This is a genomic window from Catenulispora sp. GP43, from assembly GCF_041260665.1.
In the GTDB taxonomy this organism is placed as follows: domain Bacteria; phylum Actinomycetota; class Actinomycetes; order Streptomycetales; family Catenulisporaceae; genus Catenulispora.
Genome location: NZ_JBGCCT010000027.1, coordinates 1 through 18,616, shown reverse-complemented (window position 1 = coordinate 18,616; position 18,616 = coordinate 1). Strand labels below are relative to the sequence as shown.

Genomic DNA, 18,616 nt, shown 5'->3' with positions numbered 1-18,616 from the left:
CCATGCACATCCTCGTGGTGGACGACGACCAGGCGGTCCGTGACTCGCTGCGCCGCTCGCTGGCCTTCAACGGCTACGAGGTCGAGCTGGCGGCCGACGGACTGGCGGCGCTGGAGGCGATCGCGAAGCGGCGGCCGGACGCCGTCGTGCTCGACGTCATGATGCCCAGGCTGGACGGCCTGGAGACCTGCCGCCGGCTGCGCTCGGCCGGCGAGGACCTGCCGGTCCTGCTGCTCACCGCGCGCGACGCGGTCCCGGACCGGGTCGCCGGCCTGGACGCGGGCGCCGACGACTACCTCCCCAAGCCGTTCGCGCTGGAGGAGCTGCTGGCCCGGCTGCGCGCGCTGCTGCGGCGCACCCAGGGCAGCCTGGCCGACTCCTCGGACGCCCCGCTGGCCTTCGCCGACCTCACCCTGGACCCGGCCACCCGCGAGGTGACCCGGGCCGACAAGCCGGTGCGCCTGACCCGGACCGAGTTCAACCTGCTGGAGCTGCTGATGCGGCACCCCCGCCAGGTGCTGACGCGCGCGCAGATCCTGGAGGAGGTCTGGGGCTACGACTTCCCGACCACCGCCAACTCGCTCGAGGTCTACGTCGGCTACCTGCGCCGCAAGACCGAGGCCGACGACCTGCCCCGCTTGATCCACACGGTCCGCGGAGTGGGGTATTCCCTGCGTGAGACGGCACCGTGAGTCCCCTCGTCGCCACTGACCACCTGGAATCCGAGGAGCGCCCGGGACCCTACGAACGGCTGCGCGCGAAGATCACCGAGATGATGTCACACGTCCCGCTGCGGACCCGGATCACCGCCCTGGTGATGATCGCGGTGGGGCTCAGCGTGGCGCTGGCGTCGATCGCGGCGTGGGTGACGGTGCGCAACCAGATCCTGAGCCAGATGGACAACAGCCTGTACCAGAAGGCCGAGCGGGCCACCGACCTGGTCAACAGCCACGTCGCCGTGGGCCTGCTCGACCCCACCGTGTACGTGGTGTACCAGGGCGACGGCACCCCCACGGGCCCGTCGAACCTGCCCCTGCAGGTGGTGCAGGACGACATCAAGTTCACCCCCGCAGACCTGCAGGTCGCCCAGACGTCCTCGGGCGACCACTACTCGACCCTGGTCATCGACGGCGTCCACTACCGGGCGCTGAGCGTGCCGATCAAGACCGTCGAGACCCCGCTGCTGCCGCCGAACGAGCGGACGGCCGTGCTGGTCGCGGAGTCGATGGCGGACACCCAGCAGACGCTGGGCCGGCTCAGCCTGGTCTCGATCCTGGTCGGCATCGCGGGCATCGCGGTCGCCGGCAGCGCCGGCATCACCGTGGGCCGCGCCGGCCTGCGCCCCGTGGACCGGCTCACCGAGGCCACCGAGTACGTGGCCAGGACCGGCGACCTGCGGCCGATCGACGTCCAGGGCACCGACGAGCTGGCCCGCCTGGCGACCAGCTTCAACAGCATGCTGACCGCGCTGGCCCGCTCCCAGGAGCACCAGAAACGCCTGATCGCCGATGCCGGCCACGAGCTGCGCACCCCGCTGACCTCCATGCGCACCAACATCGACCTGCTCTCGCAGGTCTTCGGCGCGGGCTCGGGGCTGAACCCGATCCAGATCAGCGACGCCGACCGCTCCGAGCTCATCGGGGACGTGCGCGCCCAGATGGAGGAGCTGTCCGTCCTGGTCGGCGACCTGGTCGAGCTCTCCCGGGACACCAAGCCGCAGGCCTCGCCGGAGCCGGTGAACCTGGGCGACGTGGTGCGCCAGGCCGTGGACCGGGTCCGCAGGCGCGCCCCGCACCTGAAGTTCGACATCCAGCTCCAGCCCTGGTACCTGGAGGGCGATCCGGCGGCGCTGGAGCGCGCCGTGACGAACCTGCTGGACAACGCCGCGAAGTGGAGCCCGGAGGACGGCACGGTCACCGTGCGCCTGTCCGACGGCCTGCTCCAGGTCGCCGACCAGGGCCCGGGCATCGCCGAAGAGGACCTGCCCCACGTCTTCGAGCGCTTCTACCGCTCCACCGAGGCGCGCACCATGCCGGGCTCCGGTCTGGGCCTGGCCATCGTGCGGCAGGCCGCTGAGAACCACGGCGGCCGGGTCGCCGCGGCGCGGGCCCCCAGCGGCGGCGCCCTGCTCGGGTTCTGGCTGCCCGGGCGGCCGACCGAGGACGCCGGCCCCCAGAACGGCGGCACCCCCGCGAAGGCCTGACCGGACGCCGAGCCAGCAGGTCACAGGCGCGTTCCCGCTGTGCGGAGGACGCGCCTGATGCCGTCCCGGAAGCAGGTACCGCATAAAGTCGGTACGCGCCAGATCCCATCCCTGTGGAAACACAGGGGATCCAGGGCCCTTTTTCGGTCACCTCTTGTCCGGGTCTCAGCAGCATTTAAGGTGAACAGGCGAAGCTCCTCCTCATGAACGAACCCTCGAGCAACGCAGGCGGCGTCGGCGGCCTGGGCGACAACGGCGCCACCGAAGCGGCGCACCAGGACGTGAGCGAAAGCTTCGGCGCGAACCCCGCCGCGTCCGGCGGCTCGGGGGCACAGGACCCCCAGACGGTGCCGCCGCAGCAGGACGCGGTCCCCCCGACCGTCGCCTCCCAGCCGGCTCCGCAGGCCCCGCAGGCCCCCGCGGACACGAACCCGACGCTGATCCAGCCGACCGCCGGCCCCTCGGACCAGACCCTGGTCCAGCCCGCGGTCCCGGCCGCCGCGCATCAGGCGCAGTCCGGCCCGGTCGGCCCGGCCGGCCCCGGCCCGCAGGCGCCCCAGCCGCAGCCCGGCGCCGCCTTCGGCCCGACGGCCCAGGCGCAGCAGGCGCAGCAGGCCGGCGGCATGGGCTCGCACCTGGGCCCCGGCCCCACGCCCCCGCCGAACTGGGCCGCCCCCTCGGACGGCACCGGCTTCCCGCCCTACACGCCCCCCGGCGGCACCGCCACGGCCCAGCGCTCCTCGCTCAGCGGCGGCAAGATGCTGGTCGCGGTGGCCCTGATCGCCGGCCTGATCGGCGGCGGCATCGGCACCGCGGTCACCTACGCGGCCAAGGACAACAACAGCTCCTCCTCCTCGGCGGCGTCGAGCACGCGCTCCCCGCTGAACACCAACAACACCGCGCTGAACACCCCCGGCAGCGTCACCCAGGTGGCCGCGTCCGTCATGCCGAGCGTGGTGGACATCCAGGTCAGCACCGCCAACGGCAGCGGCGACGAGGGCACCGGGATCATCTACAGCTCGGACGGCCTGATCGTCACGAACAACCACGTGGTCGCCGCGGCGAACACCTCCAGCCAGAACAACGGCAGCTCCAACGGCAACGGGAACGGCAACAACAACGGGAACGGGAACCAGAACCCGTTCGGCGGCGGCAACGGCAACGGCAACGGCAACACCTCCAGCGGCCCGGCGACCATCACCGTCACGTTCAACGACGGCCGGACCGCCACCGCGCACATCGTCGGCACCGAGCCGCTGGCCGACCTCGCGGTGATCAAGGTCGACGGCGTGTCCGGCCTGACCAAGGCCTCCTTCGCCGACTCCAAGAACCTGGCGGTGGGCCAGCAGGTGGTGGCCATCGGCTCGCCGCTGGGCCTGACCAGCACCGTCACCTCCGGCATCGTCAGCGCCCTGAACCGTCCGGTGGAGACGCAGGCCGAGGACGGCAGCACGGTGGTCCTGGACGCGGTCCAGACCGACGCCGCGATCAACCCCGGCAACTCCGGCGGCCCGCTGGTGGACATGCAGGGCAACGTGATCGGCATCAACTCCGCGATCGCCTCGAACAGCCAGAACTCCGGCGGCCTGGGCGGCAGCAGCGGGCAGGCCGGCTCCATCGGCCTGGGCTTCGCCATCCCGATCTCCGAAGCGCTGCCCATCGTGGACGCCCTGGCCCAGGGCAAGCCCGCGCAGATCGCCTCCCTCGGGGTGGCGCAGTCCGGCAGCAGCGACACCACGACCCGCACCTCCGGCGGCTACAAGGTGGAGCAGGTCGCCTCCGGCGGCCCGGCCGACAAGGCGGGCCTGAAGTCCGGCGACGTGATAACCAAGATCGGCGACCGTCTGGTCTACTCCTACCAGGACGTGGCGGCCGCGGTGCGTTCGCACCGCCCCGGCGACGTCGTCCCCATCACCTACACCCGCAACGGGTCCTCCACGACGGTCAACGTCACGCTCGGCGTGCTGGCCACCCAGCCGGCCCAATAGGGCGGTAATAAGCAGGCGTACCCTTGAGGGGTGTCTGACGAACGTGGTATCTCGGTCCTCCGCGCCGGCTTCGGCGCGGAGGCCGTTCCGTATCTGGCCGCTTGGGATCTCCAGCGCGACGTCCACGCCCGGCGGGTCGCCGACGAGATCGGCGACACGCTGATCCTGTTGGAACACCCCCCGGTGTTCACGGCCGGCCGCCGCACGACCCCGGTGGAGCGCCCCACCGACGGCACCCCGGTCATCGACGTCGACCGCGGCGGCCGCATCACCTTCCACGGCCCCGGCCAACTGGTCGGCTACCCGATCCTGCGGCTGCCCGAGGCGATGGACGTGGTCGGCCACGTGCGCCGGCTGGAGGAGGCGATGATCCGGGCCTGCGCCGAACTGGGCCTGGAGACCACCCGGATCCACGGCCGCAGCGGCGTGTGGATCCTCGGCGAGGAGATCGAGCGCGAGGATCTGGGCGGCCTGAAGCTCCAGCTGAAGACCGTCGGCGCCCCGGTGGACGAGGACGAGGAGTTCGACCCGCGGCTGGCCGGGCCGGAGTACGCGCCGTCCAACGCCGGGCAGCGCAGGGCCGACCGCAAGCTGGCGCAGATCGGCGTGCGCGTGGCCAAGGGCGTCACCATGCACGGCTTCGCCATGAACTGCGACGTCGACCTGGCCTGGTTCGACAAGATCATCCCCTGCGGCATCCGGAACGCCGGGGTCACCTCGCTGTCCGCCGAACTCGGCCGGGACGTCACCGTCGAGGAGTTCGCGCCGCTGGTCGCACGGCATCTGGACGACGTGGTTTCCGAGGCGTTCGGACTCGTCGGGGCCGTCAAGGAATAGTCCGACGGCCACGTAGGCTGGTAATCGCAGGAATAAGCCCGACGCGGCAGGCAGTAGCCGTTCAATGCAAGGAGACTCGAAGTGACGGCCGTCACCCCAGAACCAGAAGGCCGCAAGCTGCTCCGGCTTGAGGTCCGCAACAGCGCCGTCCCCATCGAGAAGAAACCCAGCTGGATCAAGACCCGCGCCAAGATGGGCCCGGAGTACACCGGGCTGAAGAGCCTGGTGCGCAGCGAGGGCCTGCACACGGTGTGCGAGGAGGCCGGCTGTCCGAACATCTATGAGTGCTGGGAGGACCGCGAGGCCACCTTCCTCATCGGCGGCGACCAGTGCACCCGGCGCTGCGACTTCTGCCAGATCGACACCGGCAAGCCCAAGGCCTACGACACGGACGAGCCGCGCCGCGTGGCCGAGTCCGTCCAGACCATGGGCCTGAAGTACGCCACCGTCACCGGCGTGGCCCGCGACGACCTGGAGGACGAGGGCGCCTGGCTGTACGCCGAGACCGTCCGCCAGATCCACGCGATGCTGCCCGGCTGCGGCGTCGAGCTGCTGATCCCGGACTTCCACGCCAAGCCCGAGCACCTCGCCGAGGTCTTCGGCAGCCGTCCGGAGGTGCTGGCGCACAACATCGAGACCGTGCCGCGCATCTTCAAGGAGATCCGCCCCGGCTTCCGCTACGAGCGCTCGCTGGACGTCATCCGGCAGGCCCGCGACTTCGGCCTGGTCACCAAGTCCAACCTGATCCTGGGCATGGGCGAGGAGCGCGAGGAGATCTCGCAGGCCCTGGCCGACCTGCGCGAGGCGGGCTGCGACCTGGTGACCATCACCCAGTACCTGCGGCCGTCCCCGCGGCACCACCCGGTGATGCGCTGGGTCAAGCCCGAGGAGTTCGTGGAGCTGGCCGAGGAGGCCCGCGAGATGGGCTTCGGGGTCATGTCCGGACCGCTGGTGCGCTCCTCGTACCGCGCCGGGCGGCTGTACAAGGAGGCCGTCGAGGCGCGCGCGGCGGCGGCTGCCGGCGCCGGCGTCCCGGCGTGACGGCGTGACGTTCGCCGCATCGGCCGGGGCGACTCGGCCGGCTTCGCGGGCGGCACGTCAGCAAGTTTGTTAGGGAGTTGCTATAGGCGGCCCCGGTCCACGTCGGACCGGGGCCGTTTCGCATGCCGGGCGCGGGGAATGCCCAGCATTGCGCAACGCGTTACCACGATTTGACCGGCTACACCAGACCCTGTAACAAAGAAACCTGATAGTGGTGGTGGCCCGCCACCGGCTCCGTTCCCCGACGTCCGCCTTTTTCTTCTGGACGAGGTTCCGCAATGAGCACCGCAACGTCCTCCGCAGCCACTCCCCCGACCCCCAGCGCGACGTCCTCCGTCCGCACGATGATGCTCACCTTCGAACGCCGGGTCCTGCGGGCCGGCGGCCAGCGGGGCGCCCTGGCGAACGCCCGCGCCGCCGTGCTGGAGGGCCAGGAGCGGGCCGCGCTGCGCGCCGAGGCCCACGAGTCGCTCACCAGGATGGGCGTCCGCGGCCGGTAACCGGCACCGATAAGCCCGAACTGGTTTACCACCGGACGCGGGCACCACGTATCCTGCGTGGCATGGCACGCGACACCACGACGAAGACCCCCGCCGGCGGGGATGCGCCCAAGAAAAAGGGCCGGCTGACGCAGATCCGCGAGGTCTACGGGATGACCCGCAAGGAGGATCCCAAGCTTCCGCTGGTTCTGGCCGCTTGGGCCGTGGGCGCCCTGGTGGTGTTCGTGGGGCTGGGCTTCCTGCTCGGGTCCCCGGTGTTCTACGGGATCTTCGGCATCCCGGTCGCGGTGCTGGCCGCGATGATCGTCTTCGGGCGGCGGGCGCAGCGTGCCGCCTACTCCTCGATCAAGGACCAGCCCGGCGCGGCGGCCTCGGTGCTGGACACCCTGCGCCGCGGCTGGGACGTCACCCCCGGCGTGCGCTTCAACCGGCAGCAGGACATGATCCACCGGGTGCTCGGCCGCCCGGGCATCGTCCTGGTCGGCGAGGGCAACCCGAACCGGCTCAAGGCGCTGTTCACCGAGGAGCGCCGGCACCTGACCCGGCTGTTCGGTCCGGATGTGCCGCTGGTCGGCCAGGACATCGTGGCCGGCGACGAAGAGGGCATGGTCCCGCTGGGCAAGCTGAACAAGACGGTGATGCGGCTCAAGCCGGCCACCGGCAAGGGCTACCTGCGTCCGGCGCAGGTGCAGGAGTACCAGAACCGGCTCAAGGCCGTCGGGCCGAACATGCCGATCCCGAAGGGCCCGATGCCGCGCAACGGCAAGATGCCCCGGGGCCAGATGCGCTGAATCGTCGCAAGCCACTTCAGCCGGATGTAACCCCGGCGAAACGCCATGGAACGTACGACGGCCCGCGACCGGTGATCGGTCGCGGGCCGTCGGCGTTCGTGGCGCGGATTGTGGACGTTCGCAGCGCGGACGTCGGCGTTCGCAGCGCGGATGGCCGGGGCCGTAGCGCGGAGGGCTGGTGCCCGTAGCGCGGACGGACTAGCGGGTGCTGACGATCATCGTGCGCGCGATCCGGTCGTGCAGGCCGCGGCCGTCCGCGTCCCAGACCACCGGCGGGATGACCAGGAACAACAGCACGGTGCGCATGCCGATCGCGTACAGCGAGGCCCGGCCGCCCTGGTCGGAGCCGACCCGCAGGCCCAGGACCGACATCCCCAGCGTGGCGCCGCTGATCCCCAGCCCCACCAGGTAGATCACGGCCAGCACGCTCAGCGCCGCGAACTGGCCGTTGCGCAGGAGCCGGTCGCCGACCAGCAGGTAGGCCGCCCCGTAGGCGATGGCCCAGTCGATCATCAGCGCACCCAGCCGGCGGCCGACCGAGGCCATCGAGCCCGGACCGGTGCGCGGGAGGCCAAAGCGATGGCCGGAATAGTCGGACGAGGTCATGGCGTCCACGGTACCCCGCACCCGTTCGAGGTCCGCCACCGCGTCGGACGGACCCGCTCCCACAGTGCCGACCTGCCCACGCGGTAAGTTGGAGGGAGCCGGGCTCTGTGTAACACGCCGGAAACAAAAGGGACACGGCCGGGAAACCCCCCGGTCCTACGGTCACAGGAGTGCCCGTTGGGTCCCGGCCCGGTGGCGAGAGGCTTCCGGCCGGTGAGAATACTCAAAGGAGTAGTGGATGTTCTCGAACGCCGACGAGGTACTCAAGTACCTCAGGGACAACGACGTGAAAAGCGTCGACGTGCGGTTCTGCGACCTGCCCGGTGTGATGCAGCACTTCACGGTGCCGGTCGAGTCGTTCGACGCCGATGTCTTCGCACACGGCCTGGCCTTCGACGGCTCCTCGATCCGCGGCTTCCAGGCCATCCACGAGTCGGACATGCAGCTGCTGCCCGACCCGACGACCGCGCGCCTGGACCCGTTCCGCGCCGAGAAGACCCTCAACATCAACTTCTTCATCCACGACCCGCTGACCGGTGAGGCCTACTCCCGCGACCCGCGCAACGTGGCCAAGAAGGCCGAGGCGTACCTGAAGGGCACCGGCATCGCCGACACGTGCTACTTCGGCCCCGAGGCCGAGTTCTACGTCTTCGACGACGTGCGCTTCACCTCCGGCCCGCAGGAGAGCTACTACCACATCGACGCCGAGGCCGCGTTCTGGAACACCGGGCGCGCCGAGGAGGGCGGCAACCGCGGATACAAGCCGCGCGTCAAGGGCGGCTACTTCCCGGTGGCCCCGAACGACCACTACACGGACCTGCGCGCGGTCATGAGCCGCACGCTCATCGACTCCGGCCTGATCGTCGAGCGCCAGCACCACGAGGTCGGCTCGGCCGGCCAGGCGGAGATCAACTACAAGTTCAACACCCTGCTGGCCGCCGCCGACGACCTGATGCTGTTCAAGTACATCATCAAGAACGTCGCCTGGAACGCAGGCAAGACCGCCACCTTCATGCCGAAGCCGGTCTTCGGCGACAACGGCTCGGGCATGCACTGCCACCAGAGCCTGTGGAAGGACGGCGCCCCGCTGTTCTACGACGAGGTCGGCTACGCGGGCCTGTCGGACACCGCCCGCCACTACATCGGCGGCCTGCTCAAGCACGCCCCGTCGCTGCTGGCCTTCACCAACCCGACGGTGAACAGCTACCGCCGCCTGGTCCCCGGCTACGAGGCCCCGGTGAACCTGGTCTACTCCCAGCGCAACCGCTCGGCGTGCATCCGCATCCCGATCACCGGCTCGAACCCGAAGGCCAAGCGCATCGAGTTCCGCTGCCCGGACCCGTCCTCGAACCCGTACCTGGCGTTCTCGGCCATGATGATGGCCGGCCTGGACGGCGTGAAGAACAAGATCGAGCCGATGGCCCCGGTCGACAAGGACCTGTACGAGCTCCCGCCGGACGAGCACGCCTCGATCCCGCAGGTGCCCGGCAGCCTGCCGGCGGTGCTGGACTCGCTGGAGGCCGACCACGGCTACCTGCTCGAGGGCGGCGTGTTCACGCAGGACCTGATCGACACGTGGATCTCCTACAAGCGCGAGCGCGAGGTCGACCCGGTGCGCCTGCGGCCGACGCCGCACGAGTTCGAGCTGTACTTCGACATTTAGAACGCGGCTTGACCTGCGGAAACGCAGTTTGAAGAATATGCAGCACCTCGTATCGCTCTAGGTCGGCAAGCCGCTGACCTGGGGCGATACGCGTATCTATACGTCTGAGGATCTCTCATGTTCTCGTGATGTGGGCCCAAAGTGGGCCCGTCACCGCGTATGAACTCGCCCAGCTGGCACACCGTCCAACCCCACCTGCCCGTGAGCCCGACAGCGGCATGTACATGATGTACATTAGAGACACATGCCATGTACATGCGACCAGATCGGAGGCGAACCCATGTCGCTCACCCAAATCGATCTAGACGAGGACGCACTGGCAGAGGCCATGAGGCTGCTGGGAACGACGACGAAGAAGGACACCGTCAACAAGGCCCTACAGGAGACAGCAGCCAGGCTGAGGCGCCTTGAGGCGATGCAGAAGCTAACCGCCATGGGCGCACGAGGCGACTTCGACAGGGGCATCGCCGCGTACGAAGCACGAAAAGAGGCGTGGCACGAGTGAAGTTCGGGTTCCTCCTCGACACCTCAGCCTTCTGGCATCTGACGCGCGCCCCGGAGACGATGAAGGCCTGGGAGCACTACGGCGCGGAGGGCCTGTTCCATGTCAGCGAACCGACACGCGCCGAGATTCTCTATTCCGCGGAAAACGCGGCACACCGCGATGAAATGGCCGGCGTCATCGACATCCTGTGCGAGTTGGCGCCAGTGCCGAAGGATGCATGGCGCTGGGTCGATGCGGCCCAGTACAAACTCACGCTCAAGTCGCAGCACCGCGGACCCGGCCCCATCGACCTTCTAGTCGCCGCGACAGCCGTGCACCACGGCCTCACCGTTCTGCACGTCGACAACGACTTCGTAACCATCGCCTCTGTACTATCGGAGCTTCGACAGCAGGACATCCGCAGCTAGTACAGCATGTGAGTTCAAACTGGGCCCGTCGCCACAGCTCGGCCTCGTCCGACTGACCCCGGTTGTCACCTCGGGTCCACTGGTTCCCGGGATTTCTCGTCTGACAGTGTTGGCGGATGGTGGAGCGCGAAGAGTCCAACCCTGACGACTGGTCGACACATGCACGCCAGTCGTTCCTGACCACTGTGTGGAGCATGGTCGTCGACGAGGACAGCTACTCCGATGGTCGTCCGTCATGGATTGATCTCCGAGGCGACCAGCAGGGCGGGGTTCCCGCCGGTACGGGGGCGGACGCGCTGCAGCGGATCCTGGCATGCGGCGCGGACCCGGACGATCTGACCGATGTGGTGCGGGAGATGCAACACAACCTCCTCTATGGGGTCTGCCAACTGATCGACGATCCAGGACTGTTGGGCATCGGGCTGGACGAGGAATGGTCCGAGCCGACGGACCCCCGCTGGGAACTCGTGGCTGTCCGCACCGTAGGGCCGGCGGGACAAGCACCGATCCGCGATCTGCACTCTTCACTCGATGCGGTTGACCCCAGCGGCCGCGACGGTGCGCCGTGTGGAAGACCGATTCCTGCTCGGCTGCCGGGCTATGCCAGGCTGGCCGTCGCCCACGCACATGCGGGCGACCGCATCCAAGCGATCACCACCTGGCGAAAGGCGACTGGTGCGCCCGTGTCGGAGGCAAAGGCTGCCGTCGACCTTCTGCTCGACCAGGTACAGCAAGATCCGGGGAGTGCGCCCTGACGCTCCGGACGTCATACCGATCCGGCAGTCGTCGACAAAGCCGCCCTTGGCTGGATCCCGCCCCTCGAGACGTTCATCCAGTGGACGACCGCGCAGCCTCATCGGTGCGCCCGCCCACCTTGACGCCGCACCGATCGCCCCTGGAGCCGTCATCGGCCAGGCACCGAATCTACAATCTCCTGACCGGTAGATACGGGAGGGCACAGTGGGACACTTCGAGGGCTTCGACGTCGCCGGTTTCTGGGACGACTCGGCGTACGCGCTTAAGGAGTACGTAGAAGAGGCGCCGCCCTCGCGGGAGTTGATCGCCTCGTTGGAGGAGGAACTCGGCGGGTACCATCTGCCCGACTCATACATCGCGCTGATGAACGCGCAAAACGGCGGCGTTCCGACCCGGGTCTGCTTCCCCATGGCCGAGCCGACCGACTGGGCCGAAAGCTACTTGGAGATCTCCGGTATCCGGGGCATTGGACGGACCCGGTCGCAATCGCTCGGCGGTGAGTTCGGCAGCCGGTTCTGGATCGAGATGTGGCAGTACCCCGACATCGGTGTGTATTTCGCGGACACACCCTCGGCCGGCCACGACATGCTCGCCCTCGACTACCGCACGTGCGGCAAGCACGGCGAGCCGACCGTGGTTCACGTCGACCAGGAGCACGACTTCGCGATCACCTCGGTCGCGGAGAACTTCGAGGCGTTCGTGATGGGCCTGGTCGATGAGTCCGTCTACGACACCTCCGAGCAGGATCGGCTCGACGCGCTGGCCACGGTGCGGGAGGGCAGCTTCTCCCCGATCCTGCTGCGTGCCTTCGGCGAGGTTGAAGACGTTCTGCCCGACGCCGACCGCCGACTGCGGGCGCTCGGGGAGGCCGTCGTGCAGGACAAGGGGTTCTTCGCCCTGCACGCCGACGCGCGCTCCATGCTGATGTACGACTACCTGTTCTGGCTGTTCACCAGCTTCAACCGGGTCGGTTCCTTCGAGCAGTACCTCAGGACCCCTCCACAGCACGAGCGGTCCTACGCGCTACCGGACTACGAGCTCATGATCATCTTCATTCTCGGGTCCGAGCCGTACGGCTTCACCACCGGCGGGTACGGCCCCGGCTTCCTCGAACAGTGGTGGGAGTCCCGCATCGCGTCAAGCCATATCGTCGAGACCGCCGACGGCTATCGGTTGGCCGACGCCGTCATCACCGCGATGCTCGACAAACTTGCCACTGTGGCCGGCCAGGGCGGGTAGCCGTACTGTCATGACGCCGGCGTAGCCCACGGACTGCCGCCTCCCGAGTCGCCCGCTCTGGCTATGGACTCAAGCTCGTCGAGTCCGCCCGGGGCCGACGGCGAGCCTGAACGCACCTCGCCGCCTGCCCCTGCCATCGACCGCGATAGAGCCCTACCGTTCCGCGGCAGTGCGCGGCCATGGATAGTCCGGGTCCGCGGTGATCACCACCAGGTGCGGGGCGTCGCGCGGGAAAGCCCAGACGCGTCCCAGAGTGCTGGTGGCGGTGACCGTGGCCTCGTCAAGGGTGACTTCGGCGAACGGGTTGGACGAGCAGGCCACCGCCAGCCACTGCAGCGTGCGCTGCTCGTCGTCAAGCGTCAGCGCAACCCAGCCGACGCTGCCGTGGCTCGCCGACTCCCCGGCGAGGGCACAGTACCCGGCGTCGCCGGACGAGGCCATCGTCCCGTCGACGTCGAGCCAGCCGCTGGCGCGCCACGCAGTGGCCCGCAGGATCTCCGACCAGTGCCAGTCTTCCGACCGCGGGTCGTGGCGCTTGTCATGCGCACGGAGTCGCATCAGGCTCATGACCGACAGCGAGCCGTCGGAGTACACGATGAAGTCTCCGTCGGGGGCCTCGCGGTTCCGCCAACGTTCATGCACGTGGTCAGGAGGATCAGGCACCGCTTCGTCGAAGTTCACAGCGGCCATGATGTTCGAACCGCTCGAGGCGAGTCCAACTCGCCGACTATCAGCAATGAGCGATAGCCATCAGGCGATGAGCCGAGCACCGACGAGCCACGACACTGCGTCGAGCAGCACGTATGGCACTGACTTCGCTATGAAGCCTCAATCCGACGGATCGCTTCACGGGTAGGGCCTCGTGGGCAGGGTGGGCCCAAAGTGGGCCGCCCGTACCCACTCGCCGCGTTTCCGCAGGTCAGAGGTTTTCATGTCCATTACTTCGACATCTAAACACGCTCAGGGCAGCTATCTGCGCCGCAAGCGCAAAAACGGCAGCTGACCAGCAGTAAGGCTGTTGGACACTCTTTAGTGATCATGGGTGTTTTCAAGCCTCATGTGGGCCCGAAACGGGCCAGATGATCTTGGTTCGACAGTCTCAGAACGTCGATCGCGGTCGGTCCGCGAGCCTCTACGGCTCGCGGACCCACTGTCGTTTGTAGGCAGGCTCCTTCATGGCCCAGCCTTGCCACTACGGCCACCGGACGCCCGCAGCCCATGGTCTTCGCAGGGTCCGCTCAACCTGCTCTCCGTTTGGAAACGGTGGCACGGGTACGCGGCAACAGACATCGGCCAACGGTCCGGCCCGCGTTCGCGGCTTTCACGGATGGCCGTGAGATGTAGGTGTGTTCCGATGGGCGTCATCGCCTGGATCGTGCTCGGTTTGGCCGTCGGTCTGATCGCCGACAAGATCATGCACAGCCCGCACGGCGTCGTCATCACGACCCTGATCGGGATCGGCGGGGCGCTGCTCGGCGGCTGGGTGGCCTCCCGGGTCTTCCACGTCACCGATCTACAGGGGTTCTTCAACATCTCGACCTGGGTCACCGCACTGGGCGGGGCTGTGGCTTTGCTGGCCGTCGTGGATCTGGTGGGCGGTCGGCGCGGCGTCCGTTCGTCTCGTAGGCGGAGCCTGCGCCGCTGACTCGGCGCGGTGGCCTCCGAGGCCCGTGGGCGGGGACTAACGTGGTTGGTGTCCGGCGCCGTCGGTGCATTCGGAGGAGGGCGGTGCCGAGGTGGTCAGCGACCGGATGGCGATGCTCCTGGCACAGCTGGACGGTGGCGGTGCCGCTGACGGCGCCGACGGCTTGTCGCATCTGGCCTCCGCGACCGTGGCCGTGATCATGGGAGTCGACGGTATCTGTGCCGGAGTGGGCGCCGGGCCCGCGGGCACGGTGGCGGCCTGGGGCGGTGAGGCGGTCAGCACCGAGGTCGAGGACCTTCAGTTCACCCTCGGTGAGGGACCCAGCCGGGATGCCGCGGCGACCGGGGTTCCGGTGCTGACGCCGGATCTGGCCGACGCCCTGGTCCGCTGGCCGGTGTTCGCCCCGGCCGCGATGGGCTTGGGAGCGCGTGCGCTGTTCGTGTTCCCGCTGCGGATCGGGGCGATCGGGGTCGGCACGATGCTCGCGCACCGCAGCGCCCCCGGTGCCCTGACTGCGGGCCAGATCGCCGACGCGCTCGCACTGGCCGACGCGGTGACGCTCGCCCTGCTGCACCGGCAGTGGTCCGCGCCCGAGGGCACCGAGCGGCCGGGTCCTGGCTGGGCGCAGCCGGTGACCTACCGTGCCGAGGTGCATCAGGCGACCGGGATGGTCAGCGTGCAGCTCGGGGTGAACCTGGCCGAGGCGCTGGTCCGGCTGCGGGCCCACACCTGGGCCCAGGACCGGCTGCTCGCCGACGTCGCCGCCGACGTGGTGGCCCGTCGCCTGCGCTTCGGCGACCTGGATTTCTGACATCCCGACCTCGCCAGGACGGCGCGGCCAGGCCTGCGGGCTCCCCGGCGGGTCTAACTTGGAGGCATGAGCGTGACCCGTGAACGACAACTCGTCGAGACGTTCGTCGAGGTCGCCGACACCCTGGTCGACGACTTCGACGTCATCGACTTCCTGCTCACCCTGGCCGGGCGCTGTGTGCGGCTCCTGGACGTGGAAGCCGCCGGCATCATGCTCATCGACCAGCGCGGGCACCTGCACGCCGCCGCGGCCTCCACCGAGAACGCGCGGCTGGTGGAACTGTTCGAGCTGCAGAGCGACGCCGGTCCCTGCATCGACTGCTGCCGCACGGGCAGTCCCGTGGTCAACGCCGATCTGGAGGCCAACGCCGAGCGCTGGCCCCGGTTCGCCGAGGCCGCACGGGACTCGGGTTTCGTGGCGGTGCACGCCCTGCCGCTCCGTCTGCGGGAAACCGTCATCGGCGCCCTGAACCTGTTCAGCGCCCAGAGCCGGGTGCTGACCGAGGACGACGTCCGCGCCGGGCAGGCACTGGCCGACGTGGCGACCATCGGCATCCTGGCCCAGCGGAGCCTGCACCAGGCCGAACTGCTCGCCGCACAGCTGCAGAGCGCCTTGAACAGCCGCGTCGTCATCGAACAGGCCAAGGGCGTGCTGGCCGAGCGCCGGCGGATCAGCGTCGACGAGGCTTTCACGCTGCTGCGCGAACACGCCCGCAACCACAACCTGCGACTGTCCGATCTGGCCCGTGACGTCGCCGAAGGCTCGGCGACAGCCTCCGAGCTGTTACGCGCCTGACGCCTGATGGAAGGTCTCGAAGTGCTATCGCGCTTCTGATGCGGCCGGCAGCCGATTATGGAGTTCGGTGGTCATGGCGTGGATGGCCCGGGTCAGCTCGGTGTTGGACTTGAGCTCCAGTTCCGATTCGATGAAGTCATGGTCGGCCTTGGCCTGTTGGAAGGACGCCTGCCGGTTCTGGCCGATCATGACGAACGTCGAAAGGAAGATCGCTTCCAGGGACACGACGAGGGTGAGCGTGGGCCACGGGTTGGTCTCGACGAACAGCATCCAGCCGATGAAGATCACCGCATGGAGATAGACGAACGTCATGGAGCCGGCGAACTTGGTGATCGCATCGGCGATGCGCAGTTGGACGTCGGCGGCGCTGGTGGCGTGGTGCGCGGCGACGACTGGATGGTGTCGGGCCAGGTCCGGACTGCTCATTGAACGGTGCTCCTCGGATAGGTCGTCGAGCCTTTGGGAAGCGGTCCAGGCTTGACGTGTCCTCGTCAGAGTGCCCGATCTCGCAGTCTCAAACGGAGTCCGCGACGCACCGCCCCCACCGCTGGCGGCGGTTTGCGTTCGGATGTTCCGGACAGCAGGAAGGGCGTCGGCCGACCTACTTTTCGGCCGGTGGCGTTCCGACCGATCCCTCCGAGTGATCGGTAGCGTGGGCTCCGACTGGGCTTCGACAGCAGGGATCTGGGTCTGCGATGGGCTATGGAACGGCGTCGAAGAAGCTGGTGCCGCGCGTCCCGCAGCGCCACGGCGAGGGCGATAAGGATCATCTGACGAGCTTCGGCGGCCTGGCCGCGCTGTCGCTGGACGCGTTGAGCTCGGTGGCGTACGGCCCGGAGGCGATACTGCTGGTCCTGGCGACGGCCGGCGCCTCCGCACTGCGCCTGACGCTGCCGATCACCGTGGCCATCACCGTGCTGCTGGCGGTGCTGGTGATCTCCTACTGCCAGGTCATCGCGGTGCATCCGGACGGCGGCGGCGCCTACGCGGTGGGCAAGAAGGACCTGGGCGCCACCGTCAGTCTGCTGGCCGCCGCCAGCCTGGTGGTCGACTACGTCCTGACCGTCGCGGTCAGCCTGGCAGCCGGTGCGGCGAGCCTGGCCTCGGTGTTCCCGTCGTTGGCGCACCACATCCTCGGCCTGACCCTGCTCGGGCTGGTCCTGATCGCGGCCGTCAACCTGTACGGCGTCGCCGAGAGCGCCCGGGTCTTCATGCTGCCGATGCTGCTCTTCCTGGGCGCCGTGTTCGCCGTCATCGGCGCCGGATTGTTCCGGACGCAGCCGGTGGCGGTGGTGGGCACCGCTGTCCCCGTCCACGCTGTAGAGGCGGTGAGCGTACTTCTGGTCCTGAAGGCCTTCGCCGCCGGCTGCTCGGCCCTGACCGGGATCGAGGCCATCGCCAACGGGGTGCCGACCTTCCGCGAACCGCGCGCCGAACGGGCTCAGCGTACTGAGCTGATGCTCGGTGCGCTGTTGGCCGCGATGCTGCTCGGGCTCGCGGTCCTGATCCACAAGCAGCACGTGGCACCGCGCGGCGGCGTCACGGTGCTGGCGCAGCTCACCGCCGGATCGTTCGGCACCGGCTGGGCCTACTACGCCACGAACATCATCGTCACGCTGATCCTGGCCCTGGCCGCGAACACCAGCTTCGGCGGTCTGCCGGTGCTGATGAGCCTGTTGTCCCGCGACGATCGCCTGCCGCACTTGTTCGGCCTACGTGCCGAGCGCCCGGTCTACCGCTACGGCGTGGTCGCGCTCGCCCTGCTGGCCGGCCTCCTGCTGACCGCGGTGCACGCGGCCACCGACCGGCTCATCCCGCTCTATGCGATCGGGGTCTTCATCGGATTCACCATCAGCCAGACAGGGCTGGTCCGCCACTGGTTCGGCGAACGCCCGCCCCGCTGGAGGCTGCGCGCGGCGATCAACGGGACCGGCGCCGTCCTGACCGGGCTGGCCGCCGTCGTGTTCATCGCGACCAAGTTCGCTGCGGGGGCCTGGGTCGTCGTGCTCACCGTGCCGGCGCTGATGCTGCTGTTCGCCCGGATCCAGGCCTACTACACGGCGGTCGGCCGCGAACTCGACCTGTCCGGACCGCCGACGCCGACGCCACAGCCGACCCGTGGCCTGGTGATCGTCCCGGTCGGAAGCGTCAGCAAACTGACCGAGCACGCGCTGCTCGCCGCCCGTTCCCTCGCCGACGACGTGGTCGCGGTCAGCGTCTGGCCGGATCCCGAGCGGTGCTCGGAATTCCGCACCGCCTGGGACCGGTGGGATCCCGGTGTCCGGCTCGAAACCCTGGTGAGTCCGCACCGGTCGCTGGTCCACCCGATGGTCGGCTACGTCCGCCAGGCGGCGGAGGGCGGCCGGCAGATCGCCGTCCTCATCGTCGAGGTCCAGCCGCACCGATGGCGCTACCGCATCCTGCAGAACCAGCGCGGCCTGCTGTTGGCGGCGGTCCTGCGCGCCAGCACCGACGTCGTCATCTGCACCATCCCCTACCGCCTCATGACCCGATAGAACGCGGCTACCGCGGGCCGCAGCCGGCGCGTGTTCTGAGCCCGCCGAGGATCCCGGTGAGGAGACGGGAGACCTGCATCTGCGAGACTCCGAGCTCCTGGCTGATCTCGGTCTGCGTCATGCTCCGGAAGAAGCGCATGAGCAGGATCTTCTTCTCCCGTGCCGACAGTGTCGCCAGCAGCGGCCGCAGGGTCTCGCGATCGATGACGTTCTGAATACCGCGGTCGTCGGCGCCCAGCAGGTCGCCCGGCAACGAACCGGTTCCGTCCTCAGTGGCGGCCGACACGTCCAGGGACCCCACGGCGTGCAGCCC

At 69.0% G+C, this 18,616-nt stretch carries 20 protein-coding genes; 16 read left to right on the top strand and 4 right to left on the bottom strand.

The window, feature by feature from the left end; translation table 11 throughout:
* The first annotated feature begins 2 nt into the window (after nucleotides 1-2).
* The 7 genes from ABH926_RS39240 to ABH926_RS39210 all read left to right on the top strand — a co-directional run bounded on the left by ABH926_RS39240 (nucleotide 3) and on the right by ABH926_RS39210 (nucleotide 7,360).
* A complete protein-coding gene (locus ABH926_RS39240; protein ID WP_370371127.1) occupies nucleotides 3-692 on the top strand; it encodes a response regulator transcription factor in 690 nt (229 codons plus the stop codon).
* Nucleotides 689-2,203, top strand: coding sequence for a sensor histidine kinase (locus ABH926_RS39235; protein ID WP_370371126.1), 1,515 nt, complete (start codon nucleotides 689-691; stop codon nucleotides 2,201-2,203). The genes ABH926_RS39240 and ABH926_RS39235 overlap by 4 nt, the downstream gene beginning before the upstream one ends.
* 203 nt (nucleotides 2,204-2,406) lie before the next feature.
* Nucleotides 2,407-4,191 (top strand): S1C family serine protease, encoded by a 1,785-nt coding sequence (locus ABH926_RS39230; protein ID WP_370371124.1) that lies wholly within the window; start codon nucleotides 2,407-2,409, stop codon nucleotides 4,189-4,191.
* Between the two features lie 30 nt (nucleotides 4,192-4,221).
* Complete coding sequence (gene lipB / locus ABH926_RS39225; protein ID WP_370371122.1) at nucleotides 4,222-5,028, top strand: lipoyl(octanoyl) transferase LipB; 807 nt, start codon at nucleotides 4,222-4,224, stop codon at nucleotides 5,026-5,028.
* Nucleotides 5,029-5,109: 81 nt separating this feature from the next.
* The gene (lipA, locus tag ABH926_RS39220) at nucleotides 5,110-6,069 is read left to right on the top strand and encodes a lipoyl synthase (protein WP_370371120.1); all 960 of its coding nucleotides are present in this window, start codon (nucleotides 5,110-5,112) and stop codon (nucleotides 6,067-6,069) included.
* A 278-nt stretch (nucleotides 6,070-6,347) separates the two neighbouring features.
* On the top strand, nucleotides 6,348-6,569 hold the full coding sequence (locus ABH926_RS39215) for a hypothetical protein (protein WP_370371118.1): 222 nt from the start codon (nucleotides 6,348-6,350) through the stop codon (nucleotides 6,567-6,569).
* A 62-nt stretch (nucleotides 6,570-6,631) separates the two neighbouring features.
* The gene (locus ABH926_RS39210; RefSeq protein ID WP_370371116.1) at nucleotides 6,632-7,360 is read left to right on the top strand and encodes a DUF4191 domain-containing protein; all 729 of its coding nucleotides are present in this window, start codon (nucleotides 6,632-6,634) and stop codon (nucleotides 7,358-7,360) included.
* 198 nt (nucleotides 7,361-7,558) lie between these two features.
* On the opposite strand, the gene ABH926_RS39205 is transcribed toward ABH926_RS39210, so the two are convergent.
* Entirely contained in the window at nucleotides 7,559-7,966 is a 408-nt protein-coding gene (locus ABH926_RS39205; RefSeq protein WP_370371115.1) for an RDD family protein, read from the bottom strand.
* A 238-nt stretch (nucleotides 7,967-8,204) separates the two neighbouring features.
* Between ABH926_RS39205 and glnA the strand changes: the two genes are divergently transcribed.
* From glnA to ABH926_RS39180, 5 genes are all read left to right on the top strand, one after another.
* The gene (glnA, locus tag ABH926_RS39200; protein ID WP_370371113.1) at nucleotides 8,205-9,629 is read left to right on the top strand and encodes a type I glutamate--ammonia ligase; all 1,425 of its coding nucleotides are present in this window, start codon (nucleotides 8,205-8,207) and stop codon (nucleotides 9,627-9,629) included.
* Nucleotides 9,630-9,909: 280 nt separating this feature from the next.
* Nucleotides 9,910-10,134: a type II toxin-antitoxin system VapB family antitoxin gene (locus tag ABH926_RS39195; RefSeq protein ID WP_370371111.1), complete on the top strand. Its 225-nt coding sequence runs from the start codon at nucleotides 9,910-9,912 to the stop codon at nucleotides 10,132-10,134.
* Nucleotides 10,131-10,541 carry a PIN domain nuclease gene (locus tag ABH926_RS39190; protein ID WP_370371110.1) on the top strand — a complete coding sequence of 137 codons (411 nt, stop codon included), beginning with the start codon at nucleotides 10,131-10,133 and terminating at the stop codon, nucleotides 10,539-10,541. Before ABH926_RS39195 ends, ABH926_RS39190 begins: the two co-directional genes overlap by 4 nt.
* 116 nt (nucleotides 10,542-10,657) lie before the next feature.
* Complete coding sequence (locus ABH926_RS39185) at nucleotides 10,658-11,296, top strand: hypothetical protein (RefSeq protein WP_370371108.1); 639 nt, start codon at nucleotides 10,658-10,660, stop codon at nucleotides 11,294-11,296.
* A gap of 205 nt (nucleotides 11,297-11,501) precedes the next feature.
* Nucleotides 11,502-12,536, top strand: a complete 1,035-nt coding sequence (locus ABH926_RS39180; RefSeq protein ID WP_370371107.1) for an SMI1/KNR4 family protein — start codon at nucleotides 11,502-11,504, stop codon at nucleotides 12,534-12,536.
* 153 nt (nucleotides 12,537-12,689) lie between these two features.
* Here the strand turns inward: ABH926_RS39180 and ABH926_RS39175 are convergent, their stop codons facing one another.
* The gene (locus tag ABH926_RS39175) at nucleotides 12,690-13,178 is read right to left on the bottom strand and encodes a hypothetical protein (protein WP_370371105.1); all 489 of its coding nucleotides are present in this window, start codon (nucleotides 13,176-13,178) and stop codon (nucleotides 12,690-12,692) included.
* A 712-nt stretch (nucleotides 13,179-13,890) separates the two neighbouring features.
* On the opposite strand from ABH926_RS39175, the gene ABH926_RS39170 reads away from it, so the two are divergent.
* From ABH926_RS39170 to ABH926_RS39160, 3 genes are all read left to right on the top strand, one after another.
* Nucleotides 13,891-14,181: a GlsB/YeaQ/YmgE family stress response membrane protein gene (locus tag ABH926_RS39170; RefSeq protein ID WP_370371103.1), complete on the top strand. Its 291-nt coding sequence runs from the start codon at nucleotides 13,891-13,893 to the stop codon at nucleotides 14,179-14,181.
* Nucleotides 14,182-14,245: 64 nt separating this feature from the next.
* Complete coding sequence (locus ABH926_RS39165) at nucleotides 14,246-14,992, top strand: ANTAR domain-containing protein (protein ID WP_370371102.1); 747 nt, start codon at nucleotides 14,246-14,248, stop codon at nucleotides 14,990-14,992.
* A 66-nt stretch (nucleotides 14,993-15,058) separates the two neighbouring features.
* Nucleotides 15,059-15,787, top strand: coding sequence for a GAF and ANTAR domain-containing protein (locus ABH926_RS39160; RefSeq protein WP_370371100.1), 729 nt, complete (start codon nucleotides 15,059-15,061; stop codon nucleotides 15,785-15,787).
* Between the two features lie 24 nt (nucleotides 15,788-15,811).
* Here ABH926_RS39160 and ABH926_RS39155 read toward each other — a convergent pair whose 3' ends face one another.
* A complete protein-coding gene (locus tag ABH926_RS39155; protein WP_370371099.1) occupies nucleotides 15,812-16,213 on the bottom strand; it encodes a DUF1003 domain-containing protein in 402 nt (133 codons plus the stop codon).
* A gap of 269 nt (nucleotides 16,214-16,482) precedes the next feature.
* Between ABH926_RS39155 and ABH926_RS39150 the strand changes: the two genes are divergently transcribed.
* Nucleotides 16,483-18,303, top strand: a complete 1,821-nt coding sequence (locus tag ABH926_RS39150; protein WP_370371097.1) for an APC family permease — start codon at nucleotides 16,483-16,485, stop codon at nucleotides 18,301-18,303.
* 7 nt (nucleotides 18,304-18,310) lie between these two features.
* On the opposite strand, the gene ABH926_RS39145 is transcribed toward ABH926_RS39150, so the two are convergent.
* A partial coding sequence (locus ABH926_RS39145; RefSeq protein ID WP_370371095.1) for a sigma-70 family RNA polymerase sigma factor occupies nucleotides 18,311-18,616 on the bottom strand: 306 nt, incomplete at its 5' end.

Coding starts and splice junctions, on each gene's coding strand:
- ABH926_RS39240 (WP_370371127.1), top strand. CDS start 3: ATGCACATCCTCGTGGTGGACGACGACCAGGCGGTCCGTGACTCGCTG.
- ABH926_RS39230 (WP_370371124.1), top strand. CDS start 2,407: ATGAACGAACCCTCGAGCAACGCAGGCGGCGTCGGCGGCCTGGGCGAC.
- ABH926_RS39215 (WP_370371118.1), top strand. CDS start 6,348: ATGAGCACCGCAACGTCCTCCGCAGCCACTCCCCCGACCCCCAGCGCG.
- ABH926_RS39210 (WP_370371116.1), top strand. CDS start 6,632: ATGGCACGCGACACCACGACGAAGACCCCCGCCGGCGGGGATGCGCCC.
- ABH926_RS39205 (WP_370371115.1), bottom strand. CDS start 7,966: ATGACCTCGTCCGACTATTCCGGCCATCGCTTTGGCCTCCCGCGCACC.
- glnA (WP_370371113.1), top strand. CDS start 8,205: ATGTTCTCGAACGCCGACGAGGTACTCAAGTACCTCAGGGACAACGAC.
- ABH926_RS39195 (WP_370371111.1), top strand. CDS start 9,910: ATGTCGCTCACCCAAATCGATCTAGACGAGGACGCACTGGCAGAGGCC.
- ABH926_RS39185 (WP_370371108.1), top strand. CDS start 10,658: ATGGTGGAGCGCGAAGAGTCCAACCCTGACGACTGGTCGACACATGCA.
- ABH926_RS39170 (WP_370371103.1), top strand. CDS start 13,891: ATGGGCGTCATCGCCTGGATCGTGCTCGGTTTGGCCGTCGGTCTGATC.
- ABH926_RS39160 (WP_370371100.1), top strand. CDS start 15,059: ATGAGCGTGACCCGTGAACGACAACTCGTCGAGACGTTCGTCGAGGTC.
- ABH926_RS39155 (WP_370371099.1), bottom strand. CDS start 16,213: ATGAGCAGTCCGGACCTGGCCCGACACCATCCAGTCGTCGCCGCGCAC.
- ABH926_RS39150 (WP_370371097.1), top strand. CDS start 16,483: ATGGGCTATGGAACGGCGTCGAAGAAGCTGGTGCCGCGCGTCCCGCAG.